The sequence below is a fragment of the Desulforamulus hydrothermalis Lam5 = DSM 18033 genome, from assembly GCF_000315365.1.
Lineage (GTDB): Bacteria > Bacillota > Desulfotomaculia > Desulfotomaculales > Desulfotomaculaceae > Desulfotomaculum > Desulfotomaculum hydrothermale.
In genome coordinates, this window is sequence record NZ_CAOS01000010.1 from 84,607 (window position 1) to 102,785 (window position 18,179).

General features: G+C 57.9%; 22 protein-coding genes. 18 read left to right on the forward strand and 4 right to left on the reverse strand.

Translation table 11 applies throughout. The annotated features are described in order from the left end of the window. The first annotated feature begins 189 nt into the window (after positions 1–189). From DESHY_RS07865 to DESHY_RS07885, 5 genes are all read left to right on the forward strand, one after another. Entirely contained in the window at positions 190–408 is a 219-nt protein-coding gene (locus tag DESHY_RS07865) for a hypothetical protein (protein ID WP_008411796.1), read from the forward strand. A gap of 253 nt (positions 409–661) precedes the next feature. Next, positions 662–1,108, forward strand: a complete 447-nt coding sequence (locus DESHY_RS07870; RefSeq protein ID WP_082210479.1) for a YwiB family protein — start codon at positions 662–664, stop codon at positions 1,106–1,108. Positions 1,109–1,251: 143 nt separating this feature from the next. Next, a complete protein-coding gene (argS, locus tag DESHY_RS07875) occupies positions 1,252–2,937 on the forward strand; it encodes an arginine--tRNA ligase (RefSeq protein WP_008411802.1) in 1,686 nt (561 codons plus the stop codon). 12 nt (positions 2,938–2,949) lie between these two features. Continuing rightward, complete coding sequence (locus DESHY_RS07880) at positions 2,950–3,111, forward strand: XapX domain-containing protein (protein WP_008411804.1); 162 nt, start codon at positions 2,950–2,952, stop codon at positions 3,109–3,111. Positions 3,112–3,187: 76 nt separating this feature from the next. After that, positions 3,188–4,807 carry a CTP synthase gene (locus DESHY_RS07885; protein ID WP_008411806.1) on the forward strand — a complete coding sequence of 540 codons (1,620 nt, stop codon included), beginning with the start codon at positions 3,188–3,190 and terminating at the stop codon, positions 4,805–4,807. A gap of 56 nt (positions 4,808–4,863) precedes the next feature. Here the strand turns inward: DESHY_RS07885 and DESHY_RS14145 are convergent, their stop codons facing one another. Beyond that, a complete protein-coding gene (locus tag DESHY_RS14145) occupies positions 4,864–5,100 on the reverse strand; it encodes a hypothetical protein (RefSeq protein WP_162470942.1) in 237 nt (78 codons plus the stop codon). A gap of 80 nt (positions 5,101–5,180) precedes the next feature. Between DESHY_RS14145 and sppA the strand changes: the two genes are divergently transcribed. The 9 genes from sppA to DESHY_RS07935 all read left to right on the forward strand — a co-directional run bounded on the left by sppA (position 5,181) and on the right by DESHY_RS07935 (position 13,058). Then, positions 5,181–6,134: a signal peptide peptidase SppA gene (sppA, locus tag DESHY_RS07890; protein ID WP_420795114.1), complete on the forward strand. Its 954-nt coding sequence runs from the start codon at positions 5,181–5,183 to the stop codon at positions 6,132–6,134. 13 nt (positions 6,135–6,147) lie between these two features. Beyond that, positions 6,148–6,933 carry a Yip1 family protein gene (locus DESHY_RS07895; protein WP_008411808.1) on the forward strand — a complete coding sequence of 262 codons (786 nt, stop codon included), beginning with the start codon at positions 6,148–6,150 and terminating at the stop codon, positions 6,931–6,933. Positions 6,934–7,041: 108 nt separating this feature from the next. Further along, positions 7,042–7,446, forward strand: coding sequence for a response regulator (locus tag DESHY_RS07900; protein WP_008411809.1), 405 nt, complete (start codon positions 7,042–7,044; stop codon positions 7,444–7,446). 80 nt (positions 7,447–7,526) lie between these two features. Next, complete coding sequence (locus tag DESHY_RS07905) at positions 7,527–8,216, forward strand: hypothetical protein (RefSeq protein WP_008411810.1); 690 nt, start codon at positions 7,527–7,529, stop codon at positions 8,214–8,216. A gap of 208 nt (positions 8,217–8,424) precedes the next feature. Further along, positions 8,425–9,279, forward strand: a complete 855-nt coding sequence (locus DESHY_RS07910) for a class II fructose-1,6-bisphosphate aldolase (protein ID WP_008411811.1) — start codon at positions 8,425–8,427, stop codon at positions 9,277–9,279. 45 nt (positions 9,280–9,324) lie between these two features. Beyond that, complete coding sequence (fsa, locus tag DESHY_RS07915; protein WP_008411812.1) at positions 9,325–9,975, forward strand: fructose-6-phosphate aldolase; 651 nt, start codon at positions 9,325–9,327, stop codon at positions 9,973–9,975. Positions 9,976–10,139: 164 nt separating this feature from the next. Further along, complete coding sequence (locus tag DESHY_RS07925) at positions 10,140–10,646, forward strand: DUF2062 domain-containing protein (RefSeq protein WP_008411814.1); 507 nt, start codon at positions 10,140–10,142, stop codon at positions 10,644–10,646. Positions 10,647–10,707: 61 nt separating this feature from the next. Beyond that, positions 10,708–12,075 (forward strand): transcription termination factor Rho, encoded by a 1,368-nt coding sequence (rho, locus tag DESHY_RS07930; RefSeq protein WP_008411816.1) that lies wholly within the window; start codon positions 10,708–10,710, stop codon positions 12,073–12,075. Between the two features lie 71 nt (positions 12,076–12,146). Then, positions 12,147–13,058 (forward strand): peptidoglycan DD-metalloendopeptidase family protein, encoded by a 912-nt coding sequence (locus DESHY_RS07935; RefSeq protein ID WP_008411818.1) that lies wholly within the window; start codon positions 12,147–12,149, stop codon positions 13,056–13,058. Positions 13,059–13,423: 365 nt separating this feature from the next. Here DESHY_RS07935 and DESHY_RS07945 read toward each other — a convergent pair whose 3' ends face one another. Then, a complete protein-coding gene (locus DESHY_RS07945; RefSeq protein ID WP_143147816.1) occupies positions 13,424–13,660 on the reverse strand; it encodes a hypothetical protein in 237 nt (78 codons plus the stop codon). Between the two features lie 349 nt (positions 13,661–14,009). On the opposite strand from DESHY_RS07945, the gene rpmE reads away from it, so the two are divergent. From rpmE to prmC, 4 genes are all read left to right on the forward strand, one after another. After that, positions 14,010–14,210 carry a 50S ribosomal protein L31 gene (gene rpmE / locus DESHY_RS07950; RefSeq protein WP_008411820.1) on the forward strand — a complete coding sequence of 67 codons (201 nt, stop codon included), beginning with the start codon at positions 14,010–14,012 and terminating at the stop codon, positions 14,208–14,210. Between the two features lie 107 nt (positions 14,211–14,317). Further along, entirely contained in the window at positions 14,318–15,196 is an 879-nt protein-coding gene (locus DESHY_RS07955) for a DUF1385 domain-containing protein (protein WP_008411822.1), read from the forward strand. Continuing rightward, positions 15,186–16,253 (forward strand): peptide chain release factor 1, encoded by a 1,068-nt coding sequence (gene prfA / locus DESHY_RS07960; RefSeq protein WP_008411824.1) that lies wholly within the window; start codon positions 15,186–15,188, stop codon positions 16,251–16,253. Before DESHY_RS07955 ends, prfA begins: the two co-directional genes overlap by 11 nt. 116 nt (positions 16,254–16,369) lie before the next feature. Further along, a complete protein-coding gene (prmC, locus tag DESHY_RS07965; RefSeq protein WP_008411826.1) occupies positions 16,370–17,236 on the forward strand; it encodes a peptide chain release factor N(5)-glutamine methyltransferase in 867 nt (288 codons plus the stop codon). A gap of 69 nt (positions 17,237–17,305) precedes the next feature. Here prmC and DESHY_RS07970 read toward each other — a convergent pair whose 3' ends face one another. Continuing rightward, the gene (locus DESHY_RS07970; RefSeq protein ID WP_008411827.1) at positions 17,306–17,986 is read right to left on the reverse strand and encodes a HoxN/HupN/NixA family nickel/cobalt transporter; all 681 of its coding nucleotides are present in this window, start codon (positions 17,984–17,986) and stop codon (positions 17,306–17,308) included. Further along, the gene (locus DESHY_RS14045; RefSeq protein ID WP_160162490.1) at positions 17,890–18,156 is read right to left on the reverse strand and encodes a hypothetical protein; all 267 of its coding nucleotides are present in this window, start codon (positions 18,154–18,156) and stop codon (positions 17,890–17,892) included. The genes DESHY_RS07970 and DESHY_RS14045 overlap by 97 nt, the downstream gene beginning before the upstream one ends. Positions 18,157–18,179 lie beyond the last annotated feature (23 nt).

An 18,179-nucleotide genomic window follows, 5' to 3' on the forward strand; every position in this document is an offset into this window, starting at 1 on the left:
CCGGAAACCATTGAAGTGGTATCGCCGCGTAATAACTTCGTATAGCATACATTATACGAAGTTATACGACAGCATGCGGCAGGTGTTTGAACCGGGCCAAAGCCACCGTTCTGTTTACCAAACCGGCTTCAGCAGCATCTCAACATTTTACCACCCGTAAGGATGGTAGGAAACGGTGGTGTTATTAAAATGGAAGAATTAAAAGCTAAAATCCTGGCCTATCTGGAAGGCGTAAGCAAGGAAAAGCCCCGCGTCATTGCCGAAAAAATCGGCGCCAACAAAAAAGAAGTTGACAAGGCTTGCTCCGAACTGGCCAAAGAAGGTAAAGTAGAATACCTTTACATCGGTACCTCTTACGTAACCCTGGCCGGCAAAGACCACACCCCCGGCAAACTGAAAGAAGAATAAACACTTACCCAAAGGGCGGCGCCAGCCGCCCTTTAGGCTGTAGACAAAGGTTGTAACACAAAGCGAGGCGGTTTTGTGATTCCTGCCGGTGCGCAGACCGGAGCCAAAGGGGGGCATAAACCGCCGGAAATGTTTGTCGACACTCTGAAGGGCGGTATGAGCCGCCCTTTTTGCATGGTGCCTGCTCCAAAGTTGTTAAGTTGCTTGTATTTGCCCGAATTATAGAGGATACACTATCTGGGGAGGGCTTGCAATGGGGCAAGACGTACTGGTAACCGTTAAAGGTTACCCGCCGGGATGCGGACAGCCCGCCGGGAAACCATTGAAGTGGTATCGCCGGGTACCTACTACTGCAAAAACAACAACCTACTACTTATTTTACCGGGAAACCAGCCCTCACAGGGCATGGATGATACCACCACCCCCATTTAAAAGTGACGGCCGGACAGTCACCGTCATAAGAAACGGCAGCGTCAGCATGCGGCAGGTGTTTGAACCGGGCCAAAGCCACCGTTCTGTTTACCAAACCGGCTTCAGCAGCATGGAAACAGTAATCTGTCCCTGGCAGATTGAGGTTGACTTGACAGAGCATGGGGGAAGTATTAAGCTAGAATATGAGTTGGTCTTGGCCGGTGTGCCGGCAGGCACCAATAGCTTGGAAATTACGGTAAAAAAATTATTGCCGGCGAGCAAATCATAGGGCTGTGGGTGCGTTGACCGGAGCTAAAGGGGATTATAAAGCACAATTAATGTTTGTCAACACTCTGGTCCGGCTGACCGCCGGCTGCACGGGCGACATCAAGAGCATCTGACAAACAGGTTAAAGATAGGAGGAATTCCCCCTTGCAAGGATTAGTTGAACAAATGAAGGAGCGTTTGGCGGCCGCTCTGCAAAAGGCGGTTGCCGGTGCGACAGACAAGGGTTTGCTGAACCCGGTGGCGGTTCCCGATATTGTTATTGAAGTTCCCCGGGAAAAGGGGCACGGGGATTTTGCCACCAATTTAGCCATGCAGTTGGCCCGGCCGGCCCGGCTGGCGCCCAGAAAAATTGCCGAAGCGGTGGTGGAAAACCTGGACCTGGCGGATACTCCTGTGGAGCGTGTGGAGATTGCCGGCCCGGGCTTTATTAATTTTTACCTGCAGCCGTCCTGGGTGTACGGTGTAATACCCATGATCATCGAGCAGGACAGGAACTACGGCCGGCTGGAGATCGGCGAGGGCCGCCGGGTGCAGGTGGAATTTGTCAGCGCCAACCCCACCGGCCTGCTGCATATGGGCAATGCCCGGGGGGCCGCCCTGGGTGACAGCCTGGCTGCCGTCCTGGATTTTGCCGGCTACCGGGTGAGCCGGGAGTATTACATTAACGATGCCGGCAACCAGATTGAAAACTTCGGCCGTTCCCTGGAGGTGCGTTTCCTGCAGCAGTTGGGGCAGGATATTCCCATGCCCGAAGAAGGCTATCACGGGGTTGATATTATTGATACCGTCAAGGGATATATAGAAAAATACGGTACCGGCCTGGCCGAGGCGCCTGCCGAAACCCGCCGGCAAACCCTGGCCCGCTACGCCCTGCAGGAAAAGCTGAGCCATATACGCAACACCCTGCTGGACTTCGGGGTGGTTTATGATGAGTGGTTTTCCGAGCAGTCCCTGCATGACAGCGGGGCCATCCGGCGCACCCTGGATGAATTAAAGGAAAAAGGCTATATATATGAACATGAAAACGCCCTCTGGTTTAAAGCCACCGCCTTTGGCGACGAAAAGGATGAAGTGGTGGTGCGTTCCAACGGCATACCCACTTACTTTGCCGCCGATATTGCATATCACAAAAACAAATTTGAGCGGGGCTTTGATAAAGTCATTGACATCTGGGGCGCCGACCACCACGGCCATGTCAACCGCATGAAGGGCTCCATGGAAGCCCTGGGTTACAACCGGGATGACCTGCAAATCATCCTCATGCAGCTGGTGCGCCTGTACCGGGGCGGCGAGATCGTCCGCATGTCCAAACGCACCGGCCAGTTTGTCACCCTGGAAGAATTAATGGAAGAAGTAGGCCGGGATGCCGCCCGTTACTTCTTTGTCATGCGCAGTCCGGACAGCCACCTGGAATTCGACCTGGACCTGGCCAAATCCCAGACTAATGACAACCCGGTCTTTTACATTCAATATGCCCATGCCCGCATCTGCAGCATCCTGCGCCAGCTGCAAGAGCAGGGCGGCCGGCTGCCCCGGCCGGAGGAGATCCAGGCCGGCCGGCTGACCGAGCAGGCCGAACTGGACCTGCTGCGCAAACTGGCCGATTTCCCCGGCGAAATTGCCGCCGCGGCGGAACTGATGGCGCCGCACCGCATAGCCCGCTACCTGCATGACCTGGCCGGCTTGTTCCACAGCTTTTACAACAGCCACCGGGTTATCACCGAGGACACCGCCCTCTCCCAGGCCCGCCTGGTGCTGGTAAACTGCGTGCGCATTGTCTTAAGGAACGCCCTGGGCCTGCTGGGACTGACGGCCCCCGAAAAGATGTAGGGGCTGTGCGCCGTGAAAGAGATTTTACTGTCCACCGTTAGCGGGTTTGCGGTGGGCGTCCTTTTTGCAAAGCTGAAGCTGCCGGTGCCGGCGCCCCCCAGCGTGGCCGGCATTATGGGCATTGTCGGGATGTTTTTGGGGTATGTGCTGGCCACGCGCATTGGCATGCGTTAACTATTGACAGGACATAGCCCGGTCGTTAGAATGGGATAGGCAGCCAAAATTCAACTGATTTTGACAGGAGGCAACCATGGCCAAGTTTATTTTTGTAACCGGCGGAGTGGTGTCATCCCTGGGTAAGGGTATCACGGCGGCATCCCTGGGGCGGTTGTTGAAAAGCCGCGGCTTAAAAGTCGCCATTCAAAAACTGGACCCCTACATTAACGTGGACCCGGGGACCATGAGTCCCTACCAGCACGGCGAGGTATTTGTAACCGAAGACGGTGCAGAAACCGACCTGGACCTGGGGCACTACGAGCGGTTTATTGATACCAACCTGAACAAAACCAGCAACGTGACAGCCGGCGGCATTTACTGGTCGGTCATCAGCAAAGAACGCCGGGGCGACTACCTGGGGGGCACCGTACAGGTAATCCCCCACATTACCAACGAAATTAAAGACCGGGTGCTGCGCATGGCCCGGGAACTGGAAGCCGATGTGGTTATTACCGAAATCGGCGGCACGGTGGGCGATATAGAGTCCCTGCCCTTTTTGGAGGCCATCCGGCAACTGCGCACCGACCTGGGCCGGGACAACGTCATGTACATCCATGTTACCCTGATGCCTTACCTGCGCATGGCCAACGAGTTTAAAACCAAGCCCACCCAGCACTCGGTGAAGGAACTGCGCAGCCTGGGCATCCAACCGGACGTGATTGTTTGCCGTACCGAGAAGCCTTTCCCCAAGGAAATGGAGGAAAAGCTGGCCTTATTCTGCGACATTGACAAAGAAGCCGTCATCCAGGCGGTGGACGCTTTCTCCATTTACGAAGTCCCCCTGCAGATGGAACAGGAGGGGCTGGATGATATTGCGGTGGAGCGCTTGGGCCTGCAGTGCGGCGAGGCTGACATGAGCGGTTGGCGGGATATGGTTAACCGCATGAAAAACCTCAAGCGCAGCGCCACCATTGCCCTGGTGGGCAAATACGTGGCCCTGCCGGACGCTTACCTCAGCGTGGCGGAGGCCCTGCGCCATGCCGGCCTGCATCACGATACAGCGGTGGAAATCCGCTGGATTAACTCGGAAGACTTGGAAAAAATACCGGCAGCCCGGCTGCTTGAGGGCGCCGACGGCATCCTGGTACCCGGCGGCTTTGGCGACCGGGGCATTGAAGGGAAAATTAACGCCATTCGTTATGCCCGTGAAAACAAAATCCCCTTCCTGGGCATTTGCCTGGGCATGCAGTTGGCGGTGGTGGAATTCTCAAGGGCGGTGCTGGGCTGGCAGGATGCCAACAGTGCGGAATTTAACCCTCACTGCCGTTACCCGGTAATTGATTTGCTGCCCGAACAAAAAGACCTGGATAAAATGGGCGGCACCATGCGCCTGGGGGCTTATCCCTGCAAACTGGTACCCGGCACCCGGGCTTTCCGGGCTTACGGCGAAGAAATTATTTACGAGCGGCACCGCCACCGCTACGAATTAAACAACCAGTACCGTGCCGAACTGGCCCGGGCGGGCATGATTTTCAGCGGCACCCTGCCCAACGGCAAACTGGTGGAAATTATTGAACTGCCCGATCATCCCTGGTTCCTGGCCACCCAGTTTCACCCTGAATTTAAATCCCGGCCCAACCGCCCGCACCCGGTGTTCCGGGACTTTGTGGGGGCGGCCATTAAATTTTCGTGCGGCAAACCGGCCGGGGTATAACCCCTTGGCCGGCTTCATAACATAATACAGCGGCATAGCAAGCTGGGCTCTGGTTCTTACCAAAGCTCAGACTGACGACCAAGGAAAGTCAAGGTGGTTTTATGATCCCCTGCCGGCGACTTGTCGAAGCACCGGTCACAGCACTTGATGAGCGAAAGGAGCCATTGGGCTGGCGCCCACAGGACGTGGGCGCCAGCCGAACCGGGCCAGGAGGCCCGTTTGAGGCGACCCCAATGGCGACCGTAGCGAATCATAGTGCTGTCGGTGCGTAGACCGGAGCCAAAGGGGATCATAAACCACAGTTAATGCTTGTCGGTACTCTGCAGCTTTGGTTTTTGCCAAAGCTGTCTTCGTATCCCCAATTCCTAAGGAGATGATTTGTTTGCGCAAAAAACTGATTGCCGGCCTTATCATCGGAGCAGTGATTTTTTCGCTGACGGCTGCGGCGGCCTGGCAGGGCAAGGGCAGGCCTGCCCGCCGGGACGGCAGCGGCAATAAAATTGCCGTGGTACATATTGAAGGCATGATTGTTTCTACCGCGCCGGGCGGCTTTGGCGCCACGGGCGTGGCGGCCGCCGACCGGATTGTCGGCGAGCTGCAAGAGGCCCGGGAAAATCCGGACATTAAAGCGGTGATTTTAAAACTGAACACCGGGGGCGGCACGGTGGTAGGTTCGGATGAAATTGGCCGGGAAGTGGCAAGGGTGCGCCGGTCGGGCAAAAAGGTGGTGGCCGCCATGGGAGAAATGGCTGCTTCCGGGGGCTACTGGATTGCCTGCCAAACCGATAAAATTGTCGCCAATCCCGGCACCTTTACCGGCAGCATCGGCGTAATCATGGAATTAACCAACCTGCAGGATTTATACAACAAGCTGGGCATAAAATTTGACAACGTGAAAACCGGCCCCAACAAAGACATGGGGGCTTCCTACCGGCAGCTGACGCCGGAGCAGCGGCAAATCTTCCAGAGCCTGGTTAACGATACCTACGAAGACTTTATTAAAGTGGTGGCAGAGGGCAGGCGCCTGGACCCGGCCCGCGTCAGGCAGCTGGCGGACGGCCGCATCTATACCGGCAAACAGGCCAAAGCCCTGGGCCTGGTGGACGAATTGGGCGACTTTAGCGAAGCGGTGAAAATAACCGCTCAACTGGCCGGCCTGAAAGGAGAGCCGGAGCTGGTGGACATGAGCGGCCAACCGCCCTTCTGGCAACAGTTTTTCAGCGGCCTGCAGGGCCAAAGCGGTGTGCCGGTCTGGCCGCTGCCCCTGGACGGCTTGCTGCTGGTGCCGGATCCGGCGGTGCTGCCCCTGCGGGCCGCAACCAAATAGGGGAGGGCGCACTATGAGCGAAATCAAAGATCACCTGGCAGAAAACACAGGCGGTGGCCGGCTGACCCCGGCCCCGGAAGCAGAGCAGGCTGCCTCGCCGCCGGCTGCGGCGGCAGAACCGGCCCAAGCCCCGCCGGCCCCTCCCGAGCCGCCGCTCAAATACTATGAAATTATTTACGGCGTTTTGTTTGACCCGGTGCCTACCATGCGGCGGCTGGCAGCCAACCCGCCCCTGGGGGCTGCCTTTGTCATTGTTATCCTGCTGGCCCTGGCGGGCATGCTGGCCAGCCTGTATATTTATGCCCGCAGCGGCGCCCCGGAATTAGGCGGCGCCCTGGGGCTGCCCTGGCAGCAGCACCCGGCGGCAGCCCGGGCCCTGCGGGCGGCGGCCCCGGTGCTGGCCCTGCTGGGGGCGGTCTTTTACTTCGTTAAGTGGTTTTTCTACAGTGCCCTGCTGCACCTGCTGGCGGAATTTTACGGCGGCCGGGGCCGGGCCCGCACCGTTTTTGTCATTTACGGCCTGGCCGGCCTGCCGGAAGTATTTTTAATCCCCCTTAACGTGCTGACCGCCCTGGCGGCACCCGCCCAGGCGGCGCTGCTCAACACCCTGGGCAACCTGGTTACACTGGTTTGGGGAACCGTTTTACTGACCATCGGCCTGCGGGAAGCCCACCGGATAAGCACCGGGCGGGCCCTGGCAGTGATTGTCACGCCGGTTTTGGCCGTGCTGGCCCTGGCCCTGGTTACCCTGGTGGCACTGGCCGGCACCCTGTCCGCCTTGCTGCCTGCCACCTGGTAGCATTATTAAAATATTGCAACAGTGCCAATTTTTTCTGCAGGTATAACCCCCGGGCCGTCGAAAAAATATAAAATCTGCGCTGTATGAACCTGGGGGGTGCCGAATAAAATGAGTAACAACGTTGATGTGCTTATTATTGACGACCAGCCGGGCGTCAGGCGATTGCTGTTGGAAGCGCTGGCGGAGGAAGGATTGGCCGTTAAAGCAGCCGGCAGCGGGGCAGAGGGCCTGCAAATGCTGGCCGCCTGCCGGCCTTACCTGGTGCTGCTGGACATGAAAATGCCCGGCATGAACGGGGTGGAAACCCTGCAGGAAATACGCAGGCATGACATGACTTTACCGGTGGTGATGATGTCTGCTTACGGCGACCTGGAGGTGATGGAGCAAACCAGGCATCTGGAAGTGACGCATTATCTTAGCAAGCCCTTTGACTTAGACGAAGTGCGGCTGCTGGTCAGGACAGTCCTGGCCGAACGCCTGCCCGTTAAAGGGCGGCAGGCTGATATTGGCTGAAGCACGACCGGTTATTTCATTTTCAAAAAAGGAATTTACCTGCCGGCGGCGAACTCTTATGCAAAGAGGAGGTTATTGAGGTGCTTATAACCACAGCCACCACATTAGCCATTCGCTGTCCGGAGTGCGGCGCATTAGAATTTCATAACCTCTCCCGCTTTGCCCTGTCCGGCCGGGGCAAACTGCAAATTAGCTGCTCCTGCGGCGCTTTCCTGCTGGGGGTTGTCAGCAAATCGCCCGGCAGCTACTGGCTGCAAATACCCTGTGTTTTCTGTGAAACCAAGCACATTCGGGAAATCTCCGGCACGCGGCTCTGGGGCCCGCAGACCCTTCACCTCACCTGCCCGGAATCCGGGCTGGAGCTGGGCTACCTGGGGCGGGCGGAAGAAGTAAAAGCGCTGGCGGAATCCCTGGACACCGGCCTGGAAGCCCTTATGGAAGAACTGGGTTATGACGATTACTTTACCAACCCGGCGGTAATGCACCAGGTTATGGCCTGCCTGCAAGAGATTGCCGACAACGGGGGCCTTTACTGCCAGTGCGGCAACAACCACATCGAAGTGGACGTATACCTGGACCGCTTGGAACTGCACTGCAAAGAATGCGACAGCATCAATATTGTTTATGCCGAAACCGAAGAAGACCTGCAGGTCATTCAACAGGTAGACACCATCGAACTGACCAAACACGGCTTCAAGTTTCTCGACAGCCTTGCCAATACCCCCAAACTAACCAAAAAAACCCGGCGCAAGCGAAATAAACATTCCTAGCAACATAATTCCGGGCAACCCTGGCCATACTGTAAAGCAAGTCAGGGACGGCACCATTTGCTGTTACTGTTTGCCCGGGCCACCGGGCAAGTGCCGACAGCTTCCGCCGGAAGTTTTCAGAAATAAACGCAGTAACCCGTCATACCGGCCCGGACGCTGTCCGGGCCGTTGTCAATTTGGTTCAGTAAAATTTTAAGGAGGTTTTGTTATGCCGCTGGTATCTGTCAAAGAACTGTTACAACGTGCAGAAGAAGGAAAGTACGCCGTTGGCGCCTTTAACGTCAACAACATGGAAATTGTTCAGGCCATCGTGGCGGCGGCGGAAGCGGAAAGGGCGCCGGTGATCATGCAGGCCAGCCAGGGCGCCATAAAATATGCCGGCATCGAGTATATTTACGCCCTGGCCAGCCTGGCCGCAGGCCGGGCCAGCGTGCCGGTGGCCCTGCACCTGGACCACGGCACCAGCTTTGAGCAGTGCATGAAGTGCATCCGGGTGGGCTTTACTTCAGTGATGATTGACGGTTCAAAACTGCCCCTGGAAGAAAACATTGCCCTTACCAACAAAGTGCTGGAGGTGGCCCGGGCCACCGGTGTGTCGGTGGAAGCAGAGCTGGGCAAAATCGGCGGCACCGAAGATGATATTCATGTGGACGAAAAGGACGCTTTCTTCACCGATCCGGAAGAAGCCCGGTATTTTGTGGAAAAAACCGGCGTGGATGCCCTGGCGGTAGCCATCGGCACAGCCCACGGCCAGTATAAAGGGATACCTCAATTAGACTTCCCCCGCCTGGAAAAAATTGCCGGCCTGGTTAAAATACCCATTGTACTGCACGGTTCCTCCGGCGTGCCTGACGAGGCGGTGCAAGAAGCCATCCGCCTGGGCGTGCGCAAAGTAAACATCGATACCAACATCCGGGAAGCCTTTACCGCCGCCTGCCGTCAGGTGCTGGACAGCAACGCCAAAGAAATTGATCCCCGCAAAGTATTAGGCCCGGCCCGGGAAGCAGCGACCCAGGTCATCAGAGAAAAAATCAGGGTCTTTGGCAGCGCCGGCAAAGCCTAAAACCGGCCGGGCGGCCGGCCCACACATTAATCAGGAGGGACTACCATGCTGCTTTTTATCGATACCGCCAATGTCAACGAGATTCGTGCGGCCAATGAACTGGGCATTATTGCGGGTGTTACCACCAACCCTTCCCTGATTGCCCGGGAGGGGCGGGATTTTGCTGAAGTGGTCAAAGAAATAACCTCCCTGGTAGACGGCCCCGTCAGTGCGGAAGTTATCAGCCTGGAAGCGGCCGGTATGCTGCAGGAGGCGGTACAACTGGCGGCCATCCACCCCAACATTGTGGTAAAAATACCCATGACCGCCGAAGGCTTAAAGGCCACCCGGGCCTGCGCCGCCAGGGGCATCAAAACCAACGTAACGCTGGTTTTTTCAGCCAACCAGGCGCTGCTGGCGGCCCGGGCGGGCGCCACCTACGTCAGCCCCTTTGTGGGCCGCCTGGATGATATCGGCCACGACGGCATTGGCTTAATTTATGATATTGTTGAGATATTTGATAACTACGGCCTGCCCACCCAAATTATTTCTGCCAGCATCCGCCACCCGCTGCATGTGCTGCAGTCGGCCAAAGCCGGTGCCCATATCGCCACAGTGCCCTATAAAGTGCTGCTGCAGATGATCAAACACCCGTTGACCGAGCAAGGCATTGATGCTTTTCTGGCCGATTGGGCCAAGCTGCCCAAGCAGGGTTAAAGCGCGGCCGGCGGCTGACAGTTGACCAATCCTCCTGCCTAAGCTATACTGTAAACAGTGCCGGCGGGCAGCGCCCGCCGGCACGGCAAGTAGAAGAAAAGCCGGGCCTTTGCAGTGTGGCACAGCTGAGCCGGGCTTTTTCTGCCTTTTAGGAGGATTATGAGGTGGTCAGTATTGTCAGAAAATTAATCAACAAATGTAAGCAAACCTGTTTGGATTCCTACCACCGGCTCTTAAATCTCCCGGAGGCTCCCCGGCAGGTGGCCCAGGGAATCGCCCTGGGCGTTGCCTTTGACTTTTTGCCGGTTCCCTTTATCAGCATTCCCCTTTCCTTTTTGGTGGCCAAACTGGTACGGGTGCATGCAGTGGCCGCCACCCTGACGGTTTGTCTGTTTAAACCGGTGGTTCCCCTGTTTTTTACCCTGAATATTTTTGTGGGCAAACTGCTGGTGGGTTCGGCCCCCTCGCCCATCAGCGAAGAAATTGCCCACGGCGTTCCCCTGCTGACCAAAGCCCTGTTGCAAATTAAAGCCTTAGGTTTGCCTTTCCTGGTGGGCAGCGTGACCAACGCTGTCTGGGCCGGCCTGCTGGTTTATTATGCCGCCGTTAAGTTTTTAGAAGCCCGGCAAAAGGCCATAAAAAAAAACCCTGAAAGCCGCTGCTGCGAATAAAAGGTCGCAGCCCTGGCAATATAGGTGATAAACCACAATACGTTTTAAAGGTGGAGTGTACTTGTCTGAGCAAGATAAGCCTGTCAACCTGCAGGCTGATTTAGAAGCCAAAACCATGCGGGAATTGTATGCCATTGCCCGTGAGCTGGAAATTCCCGGCTATTACAAGCTGCGCAAGAAAGAACTGGTTTTTGAAATATCCAAACTGCAGTCCAAGCAAAGCGGCGTTTCCTTCGCCGGCGGGGTGCTGGAAATATTGCCGGACGGCTACGGGTTTTTAAGGCCGTCCACCTATGTGCCCAGCAACGACGACATTTATGTTTCGGTATCGCAAATCCGCCGGTTTGATTTGCGCACCGGCGACCTGGTTTACGGCCAGGTGCGCAAGCCCAAAGACAACGAGCGGTATTACGGACTTTTGCGGGTAGAACAGGTCAACGGCGGCCGGCCGGAGCTGGCAGCCGAACGCATGCACTTTGCCGGCCTGACACCCCTTTATCCCCAAGCACGCATCCGGCTGGAAAACAGCCCCGACAGGATTTCCACCCGCGTCATCGACCTCATTGCCCCCATCGGCAAAGGGCAGCGGGGTCTCATCGTAGCCCCGCCCAAAGCCGGCAAAACCATTCTGATCAAAGAAATTGCCAACAGCGTTACCGTTAACCACCCGGAAATTGAACTGTTCATCCTGCTAATTGACGAAAGGCCCGAAGAAGTAACCGATATTGAACGTTCGGTAAAGGCGGAGGTTATCAGCTCTACCTTTGACGAGCCGCCGGAAAACCATGTCAAGGCTTCCGAGATGGTGCTGGAGCGGGCCAAACGGCTGGTAGAAAGCGGCCGCCACGTCATGATTTTACTGGACAGCATCACCCGCCTGGCCCGGGCTCACAACCTGATCATTCCGCCCAGCGGCCGCACCCTGTCCGGCGGCGTTGACCCGGCGGCCCTGCACAAGCCCAAGCGGTTTTTCGGTGCGGCCCGCAACGTAGAAGAAGGGGGCAGCCTTACCATCCTGGCCACCGCCCTGGTGGAAACCGGCAGCCGCATGGACGATGTAATCTTTGAGGAATTCAAAGGCACCGGCAACATGGAGCTGATATTAGACCGGCGGCTGGCGGACCGGCGGCTGTTTCCCGCCATCGACATCCAGCGTTCCGGTACCCGGCGGGAAGACTTGCTGCTCACCAAAGAGGAACTGGAATACGTGTGGAGCCTGCGCAAAGCCATTGCCGGCATGAGCCCCCTGGAAGCCCTGGAAAACCTGCTGGAACGCATAAAAAACAGCAAAAGCAACCAGGAAATACTGGGCGATTTTAAGCCCAAAAACCGGCTGCAGGCGGCAGCCGCCGAGCCGGGCGAACCGGCAAGCGCCCTGCCGAAGCGAGCCGGCCGCAGAAAAAGTGCGGCAGAAACTGCCAGGCTGTAGAACAGCCATGTATATTTTCCTGTCACCTCGGGCAAACTATTAACAGTTTGCTTATTTCGAGGTGATTTTTTATGAGCATTCAGATAAATAAAAAATTCCTGGCGGCCGCCCTGGCCATTGTCCTGGCGGTTGGCGCCCCGGGGCCCGGGCCGGCCGGCGCCGGCCTGGAGGAACTGGTAACCGACGGGGCATATACCCTGCCGGCGGCCCGCCCGGTGGCAGCAGTTAAACAGCCGGCCGCCCTGGCCGGCAGCCTGCCTATGGAATACCGGGTGCGGCCCGGCGATACCCTGTGGAGCATTGCCGGGCGGTGCGGCCTTACGGTGGCTGAACTGGCAACTGCCAACAACATTAACGAAGCCGAAATATTAGCGGTAGGGCGTACCCTGACCATTCCCGGCCGGGAGGTTTGCTACCACCTGGTGGCCGGCGGGGAAACCCTCTCCCACATTGCCGGTCAGTACGGCATTTCCCTGGACGAGCTGGTTAAGGCCAACCACCTGGCCAACCCCCACTTAATCCGGCAGGGCGACCGGCTGATCATACCGGTATCCGGCCAACCGGCCACAGCCCTGGCGGGGCAGGCCGGCAAAATACAACTGGGGGGCTGGGCCTGGCCGGTGGCCGGCGAGATTACCTCCTCCTTCGGTATCCGGGGCGACCGCCCCCACGAAGGGATTGACATCGGTGCCGGGGCAGGCGCCACCATCACCGCTCCGGAACGGGGCCGGGTAGTCTGGGCCGGTCCCCGGGGCACCTACGGCCTGACGGTAATTTTGGATCACGGCGGCGGTATCCGCTCCCTCTATGCCCACTGTGCCAAACTGCTGGTGCAAGAGGGGCAAACCGTAGAACGCCGCCAGCCCATTGCCGAAGTGGGCAGCACCGGCCGTTCCACCGGGCCCCACCTGCATATGGAAATCCTGCGTCAGGGGATACCCCTGGACCCCCTGATGTTTCTTACAGACAAACTTTTTGTATAAAAAACCCCTATCCGCAGGATAGGGGTAAAACATGGCCTTATGAAATTGTCCGTAACGCCCGCCCCTGATCGGCCCGCTTGCTAACTGCCGTTTCATTTGCTCGCCGGGGGCTGCCCTCCGGAAAAGCAGCCCGCTGCCTGCGCCGAAAACCGGGGTCAAAGGCTGCTGCCTTATGTGTGCAGGGGTGAGGACGTCTTTGCATGTGTTGAAGTGATGGCCGGGACGGCCCGGGGCCCGTACTTGGCTGCCTGGGCCCGGCAGTGCCGCCGGCTGTGCCGCGCGGGAACATAAGGCATCTAAGCAAGAAGGGGAAATATAAATAAATCGGTCATGCCGGCATGAAAACCTTGCCAAACAGGTGATTTTCAAGACGGGTGGCAAAAATGACCACCCCGGTTATCACGCCCCTTTCCTAACATCATCTGCTGCCTGGTTGGTGGCCTGGGATGGCCGGGATCTCCGGCTTGGCCCGAGCCACCGGCCGGGCCGCTGCCGGGGCCCGGCGCCGCCTGCCGCTCCCGGCAGGGCCGCCTGTGCGGCGGGCCGCAGGGCCAATTAATGAAGGCTTGGCTGGATTCAGGGGAGCAAGGTACTGCATACATATTAATCGCCTCCCTCAACATGCAGGTTCAGTCCAGGAACCAACCATATTGAATTGTCGGCTTTCCTGCCAAAGCTAACGGAGCTGCCTGCTCCCGGCGGGGGTATGACCCCTCCCCGCATCATAAATGCTTTTGCCGCAGGAATTAAGGTGCCAATTTCCACTTTTTGGCATCCGATTATATAATACGCCGGCCGCCGCAAAATTCCTTTTTATGGAAATGATTTTTTTCTTATACCAGGCAGTTAACCCGCTCTTGTCTGCCGTTTTTTTCTGTGCTATAATATCGTCGTGTGTTTATAAGCAGCTATTATCGGGTATGCATTTGCTGGAGAAAGAAGGTGAGTGTAATGAAAGAAAAAATTCATCCTAACTATAATGAAGTAGAAGTTAAGTGCGTGTGCGGCAACACTTTCAAAACCGGTTCCACCAAGAAGGAGATTAAAGTGGAAATTTGCTCCAACTGCCATCCCTTCTACACCGGAGCCCAGCGGCAAATTGAAGTAGGTGGCCGGGCCGAGAAATTCCGTAAGAAATACGGCTTGAAATAGCTTGGTTAGCAGAGCGGCGGCTCTGCTTTTTCCTTATCAGGGCCTTCCGGCGGGAGGCGGTTCTCCGGAGCCGTCCCCCGCCGGAGGGCGGCAGGGAGGAGAGTAATATGTCTTTTCAATATGGGGGCCAGGCGGTTATTGAAGGCGTGATGATGCGGGGGCCGGATCACCGGGCGGTGGCCGTGCGCCGGCCGGACGCCACCATTGTTATTGATGAAAAACCGGTGGGTTCCCTAACCCGGCGTTTTGCCTTTCTCAAACTGCCCTTCGTGCGGGGCGTGGTGATGCTGTTTGAATCCCTGATGATGGGCCTGGAAGCCCTGGCCTTTTCGGCCGAACAGGCGGCGGGGGAGGAACCGGAGGAAAAAATAAGTAAATGGGAAATGTTTTTAACCATTGCTTTTTCCCTGGGCCTGGCTATCCTGCTGTTCATTGTCATTCCTACCGCCCTCACTTACTATACCGCTGCGGCCATTCAGGATAACTTTATCCGCAACCTGGTGGAGGGGGCCATCCGCCTGCTGATTTTTCTCGGCTATGTGGCCGGGGTGGCCCGGCTGCCGGACATCCGGCGGGTGTTTATGTATCACGGGGCCGAACACAAAGTAATTAATGCTTACGAAGCGGGCGGCCGGCTGACCGTAGAGGAAGTACAAAAGTTCTCCACCCTGCACCCCCGCTGCGGCACCAGCTTCCTGCTTATTGTTATCCTCATTAAAGTGGTTATTTTCTCCGGCGTTACCGCGTCAGGTTTATTTGGCCAGATATTCTTTCGCATCCTGCTGTTGCCGGTGGTGGCCGGGGTAGCCTATGAGCTGCTTAAACTGTCCGGCAAGTACCAGGACCGGGGTCTCTGCCGCATCTTTATTGCGCCCGGCCTCTGGCTGCAAAAGCTGACCACCCGGGAGCCGGATGACAGCCAGGTGGAAGTAGCCATTAAAGCCTTTAAAGCAGTCCGTAAGGAAGGTGACATCAATGTTAGCTAAACTCCAGGCGCTGGAGGACAAATACCTGCAACTGGAAAGCCAGATCAGCGACCCGGCGGTGATGGCCGACCGGGCCAGATGGCAGCAACTGGTAAAAAGCCATTCGGAACTGGGCGAAGTGGTGGATGTGTTCCGCCGCTACAAAAAAGCCCGGCAGGATCTCCAGGATAACAAGCAGATGCTGGAAGAAAAACTGGAGCCTGATTTCCGGGAAATGGTTGAACTGGAAATAGAAGAATTAGAAAGCAAAATTGAAGAATTAGAGCAAAAGCTAAAAATACTGCTGCTGCCCAAAGACCCCAACGATGAGAAAAACGTCATCATGGAGATCCGGGGCGGCACCGGCGGCGAAGAAGCGGCCCTGTTTGCCGGCGACCTGTTCCGCATGTACTGCCGCTATGCCGAAAAGAAAGGCTGGCGCACCGAGGTGATTGATGCCAACGAAACCGACCTGGGGGGCTTTAAAGAAGTTACCTTTGTCATTGAAGGCAAGGGGGCTTACAGCACCCTGAAATTTGAAAGCGGCGTCCACCGGGTGCAGCGGGTGCCCGCCACCGAGAGCGGCGGCCGCATCCACACTTCTGCCGCCACGGTGGCCGTCCTGCCCGAGGCGGAAGAAGTGGATATTGAAATCAACCCCAACGACCTCCGCATCGACCTGTTCTGCGCCAGCGGTCCCGGGGGCCAGTGCGTCAACACCACCCAATCGGCGGTGCGCATTACCCACCTGCCCACCGGCACGGTGGTGTCCTGCCAGGACGAAAAGTCCCAGCATAAAAACAAAGAAAAGGCCATGCGGGTATTGCGGGCCCGCCTGCTGGACAAAGCCCAGGAAGAACAGCAAAAGGCCATTGCCGGCGCCCGCAAATCCATGGTGGGCAGCGGCGACCGCAGCGAGCGCATCCGCACCTACAACTTCCCGCAAAACCGGGTTACCGACCACCGCATCGGCCTTACCCTGCACCGCTTAGAAAGCGTTCTGCAGGGAGAATTGGACGAACTTATCGAAGCCCTCATCACCACCGACCAGGCCGAACGCCTGAAGGCGGAACAATAAACCTTGCTGCCGTAAACCGGCCGGCAGCCCGGCTGCCTGCCCTTTAAACCCGGGGTCTGTCTGCCTGCAAGAGGCTGGCAGGCCCCGCTGCAATATTCACCAAACGAGGGATTCCCATGCTAATAAAAGAAGCCCTGCAAACAGGCCGTCAGTTTTTAACCTGGCACAACATTCCGTCCGCCCACCTGGATGCCCGGGTGCTGCTCTCCCATGTGACCGGCTTGGATTACACCGCTTTGCTGCTGCAGTCCCGGCAGCCGCTGACCGCCGAGCAGCAGCAACAATACCGGCGCCTGTTGGACAGGCGGGCCTATGGCGAGCCGGTGGCTTACCTGACCGGGCACAAAGAGTTTATGGGCCTGGACTTTATCGTAACACCGGCGGTGCTGATCCCCCGGCCGGATACCGAGCTGCTGGCAGAAACCGCCCTGGCCCATTTGCGGCAACAGCCCGGCCCGCTGGCCGCCGACGTGGGCACCGGCAGCGGCGCCATAGCCGTCAGCCTGGCTTGCCTGCTGCCCGGCCTGCGGCTGTGGGCGGTGGACTTGTCGGCCGAGGCCCTGGCCGTCGCCCGCCAAAATGCCCAACTGCACCGGGTGGACCACCGGATAACCTTCCTGCAGGGCAACCTGCTGGCACCGCTGCCGCCGTCCCTGCAGGGCCGCCTGGATGTTATTGCCGCCAACCTGCCTTACATCCCCAGCGGCGAAATAGACGGCCTGATGCCGGATGTTAAAGATTACGAACCTCACCTGGCCTTAGACGGCGGCCTGGACGGCCTGGATCTTTACCGCCGGCTGGTGCCCGCCGCCCACCGTTTCCTGAAGCCCGGGGGCCTGCTGCTGATGGAAATCGGCCCCGGCCAGGGAGAAGCCGCCTGCCAAATGCTGCCTCCGGAAGATTGGCAGGCCGAAGTAAAACACGACCTGGCCGGCCGCCGGCGCCTGGTCACCGCCCGCAAAATAACCCGGGCGCAAAAATAAAGTGGTTTTATGTTCCCCTGCCGGCGACTTATCGAAGCGCCGGCAACAGCATTTGAGGAGCGAAAGGGCCTAAGTGACAATTTGGCTTAGGGCCCGGTAAGCGGTGAGGGCGCCGATTAACGCAATTAACAGGCCGCTCAGCCGGGGCAGCAGGCGCCAGGGCCCCCGCTCAAACAAATTGCCGGCCAGGGCCGACAGCTTAACAAATGCCAGCCCCACCGCTATCAGCGCCACCGCCCCGCCGACCCCAAAGGCCAGCACCAGCAGCAGGCCGCTTGCCAGGGCGCCGCTGCTGACCGACAGCAGCAACACCGCCAGGGCGCTGGGACAGGGCAGCAGGCCGTTGGTAAAACCCAGCAGCAGCACGTCCGGCAGGTTGCCGGAGAACCGGCGCGCCGGCCCGGCTGTCCCGCAGCCGCAACTGCAGGCAGAGTTGCGGCGCAGCAGCAGACGCAGCCCCACCGGCACAATAATTATCCCGGCCGCCAGTTTCAGCCAAAGCTCCAGGCGCTCCCGGGGCAGCGGGGCGCCGGCCAGGGCCACGGCCGCCGCCGAGTGGGCCAGCACCGCCATGACCACAATTACCAGCGTGTGTGTTACCGCCGAAGTAAGGCCCAGCAGTATGGCATCCCGCGGCCGGCCCCGGGACATAATTAAATAAGCCCCCATAATGCTTTTGCCGTGCCCCGGCTCCAGGGCATGCAGCGCCCCGATGCCCAGGGCAGAGAAAAAATAAAACCAAAAATCCACATCCATTCCTCCCGCACAGCCATGCCCGGCTGCTCATCAATTCCCAACCGGCACTTGCCGCCGTACAAACCTTTGCCGGCCTGGCCGGCAGTCAACACACTGTCACCAAATTGTATGCCGGCCGCCCGCCCGGATATACCGGGCCGCCTTGGCATAGCCGGGAAAAACATGATATAATTTCCACCATAAGGAC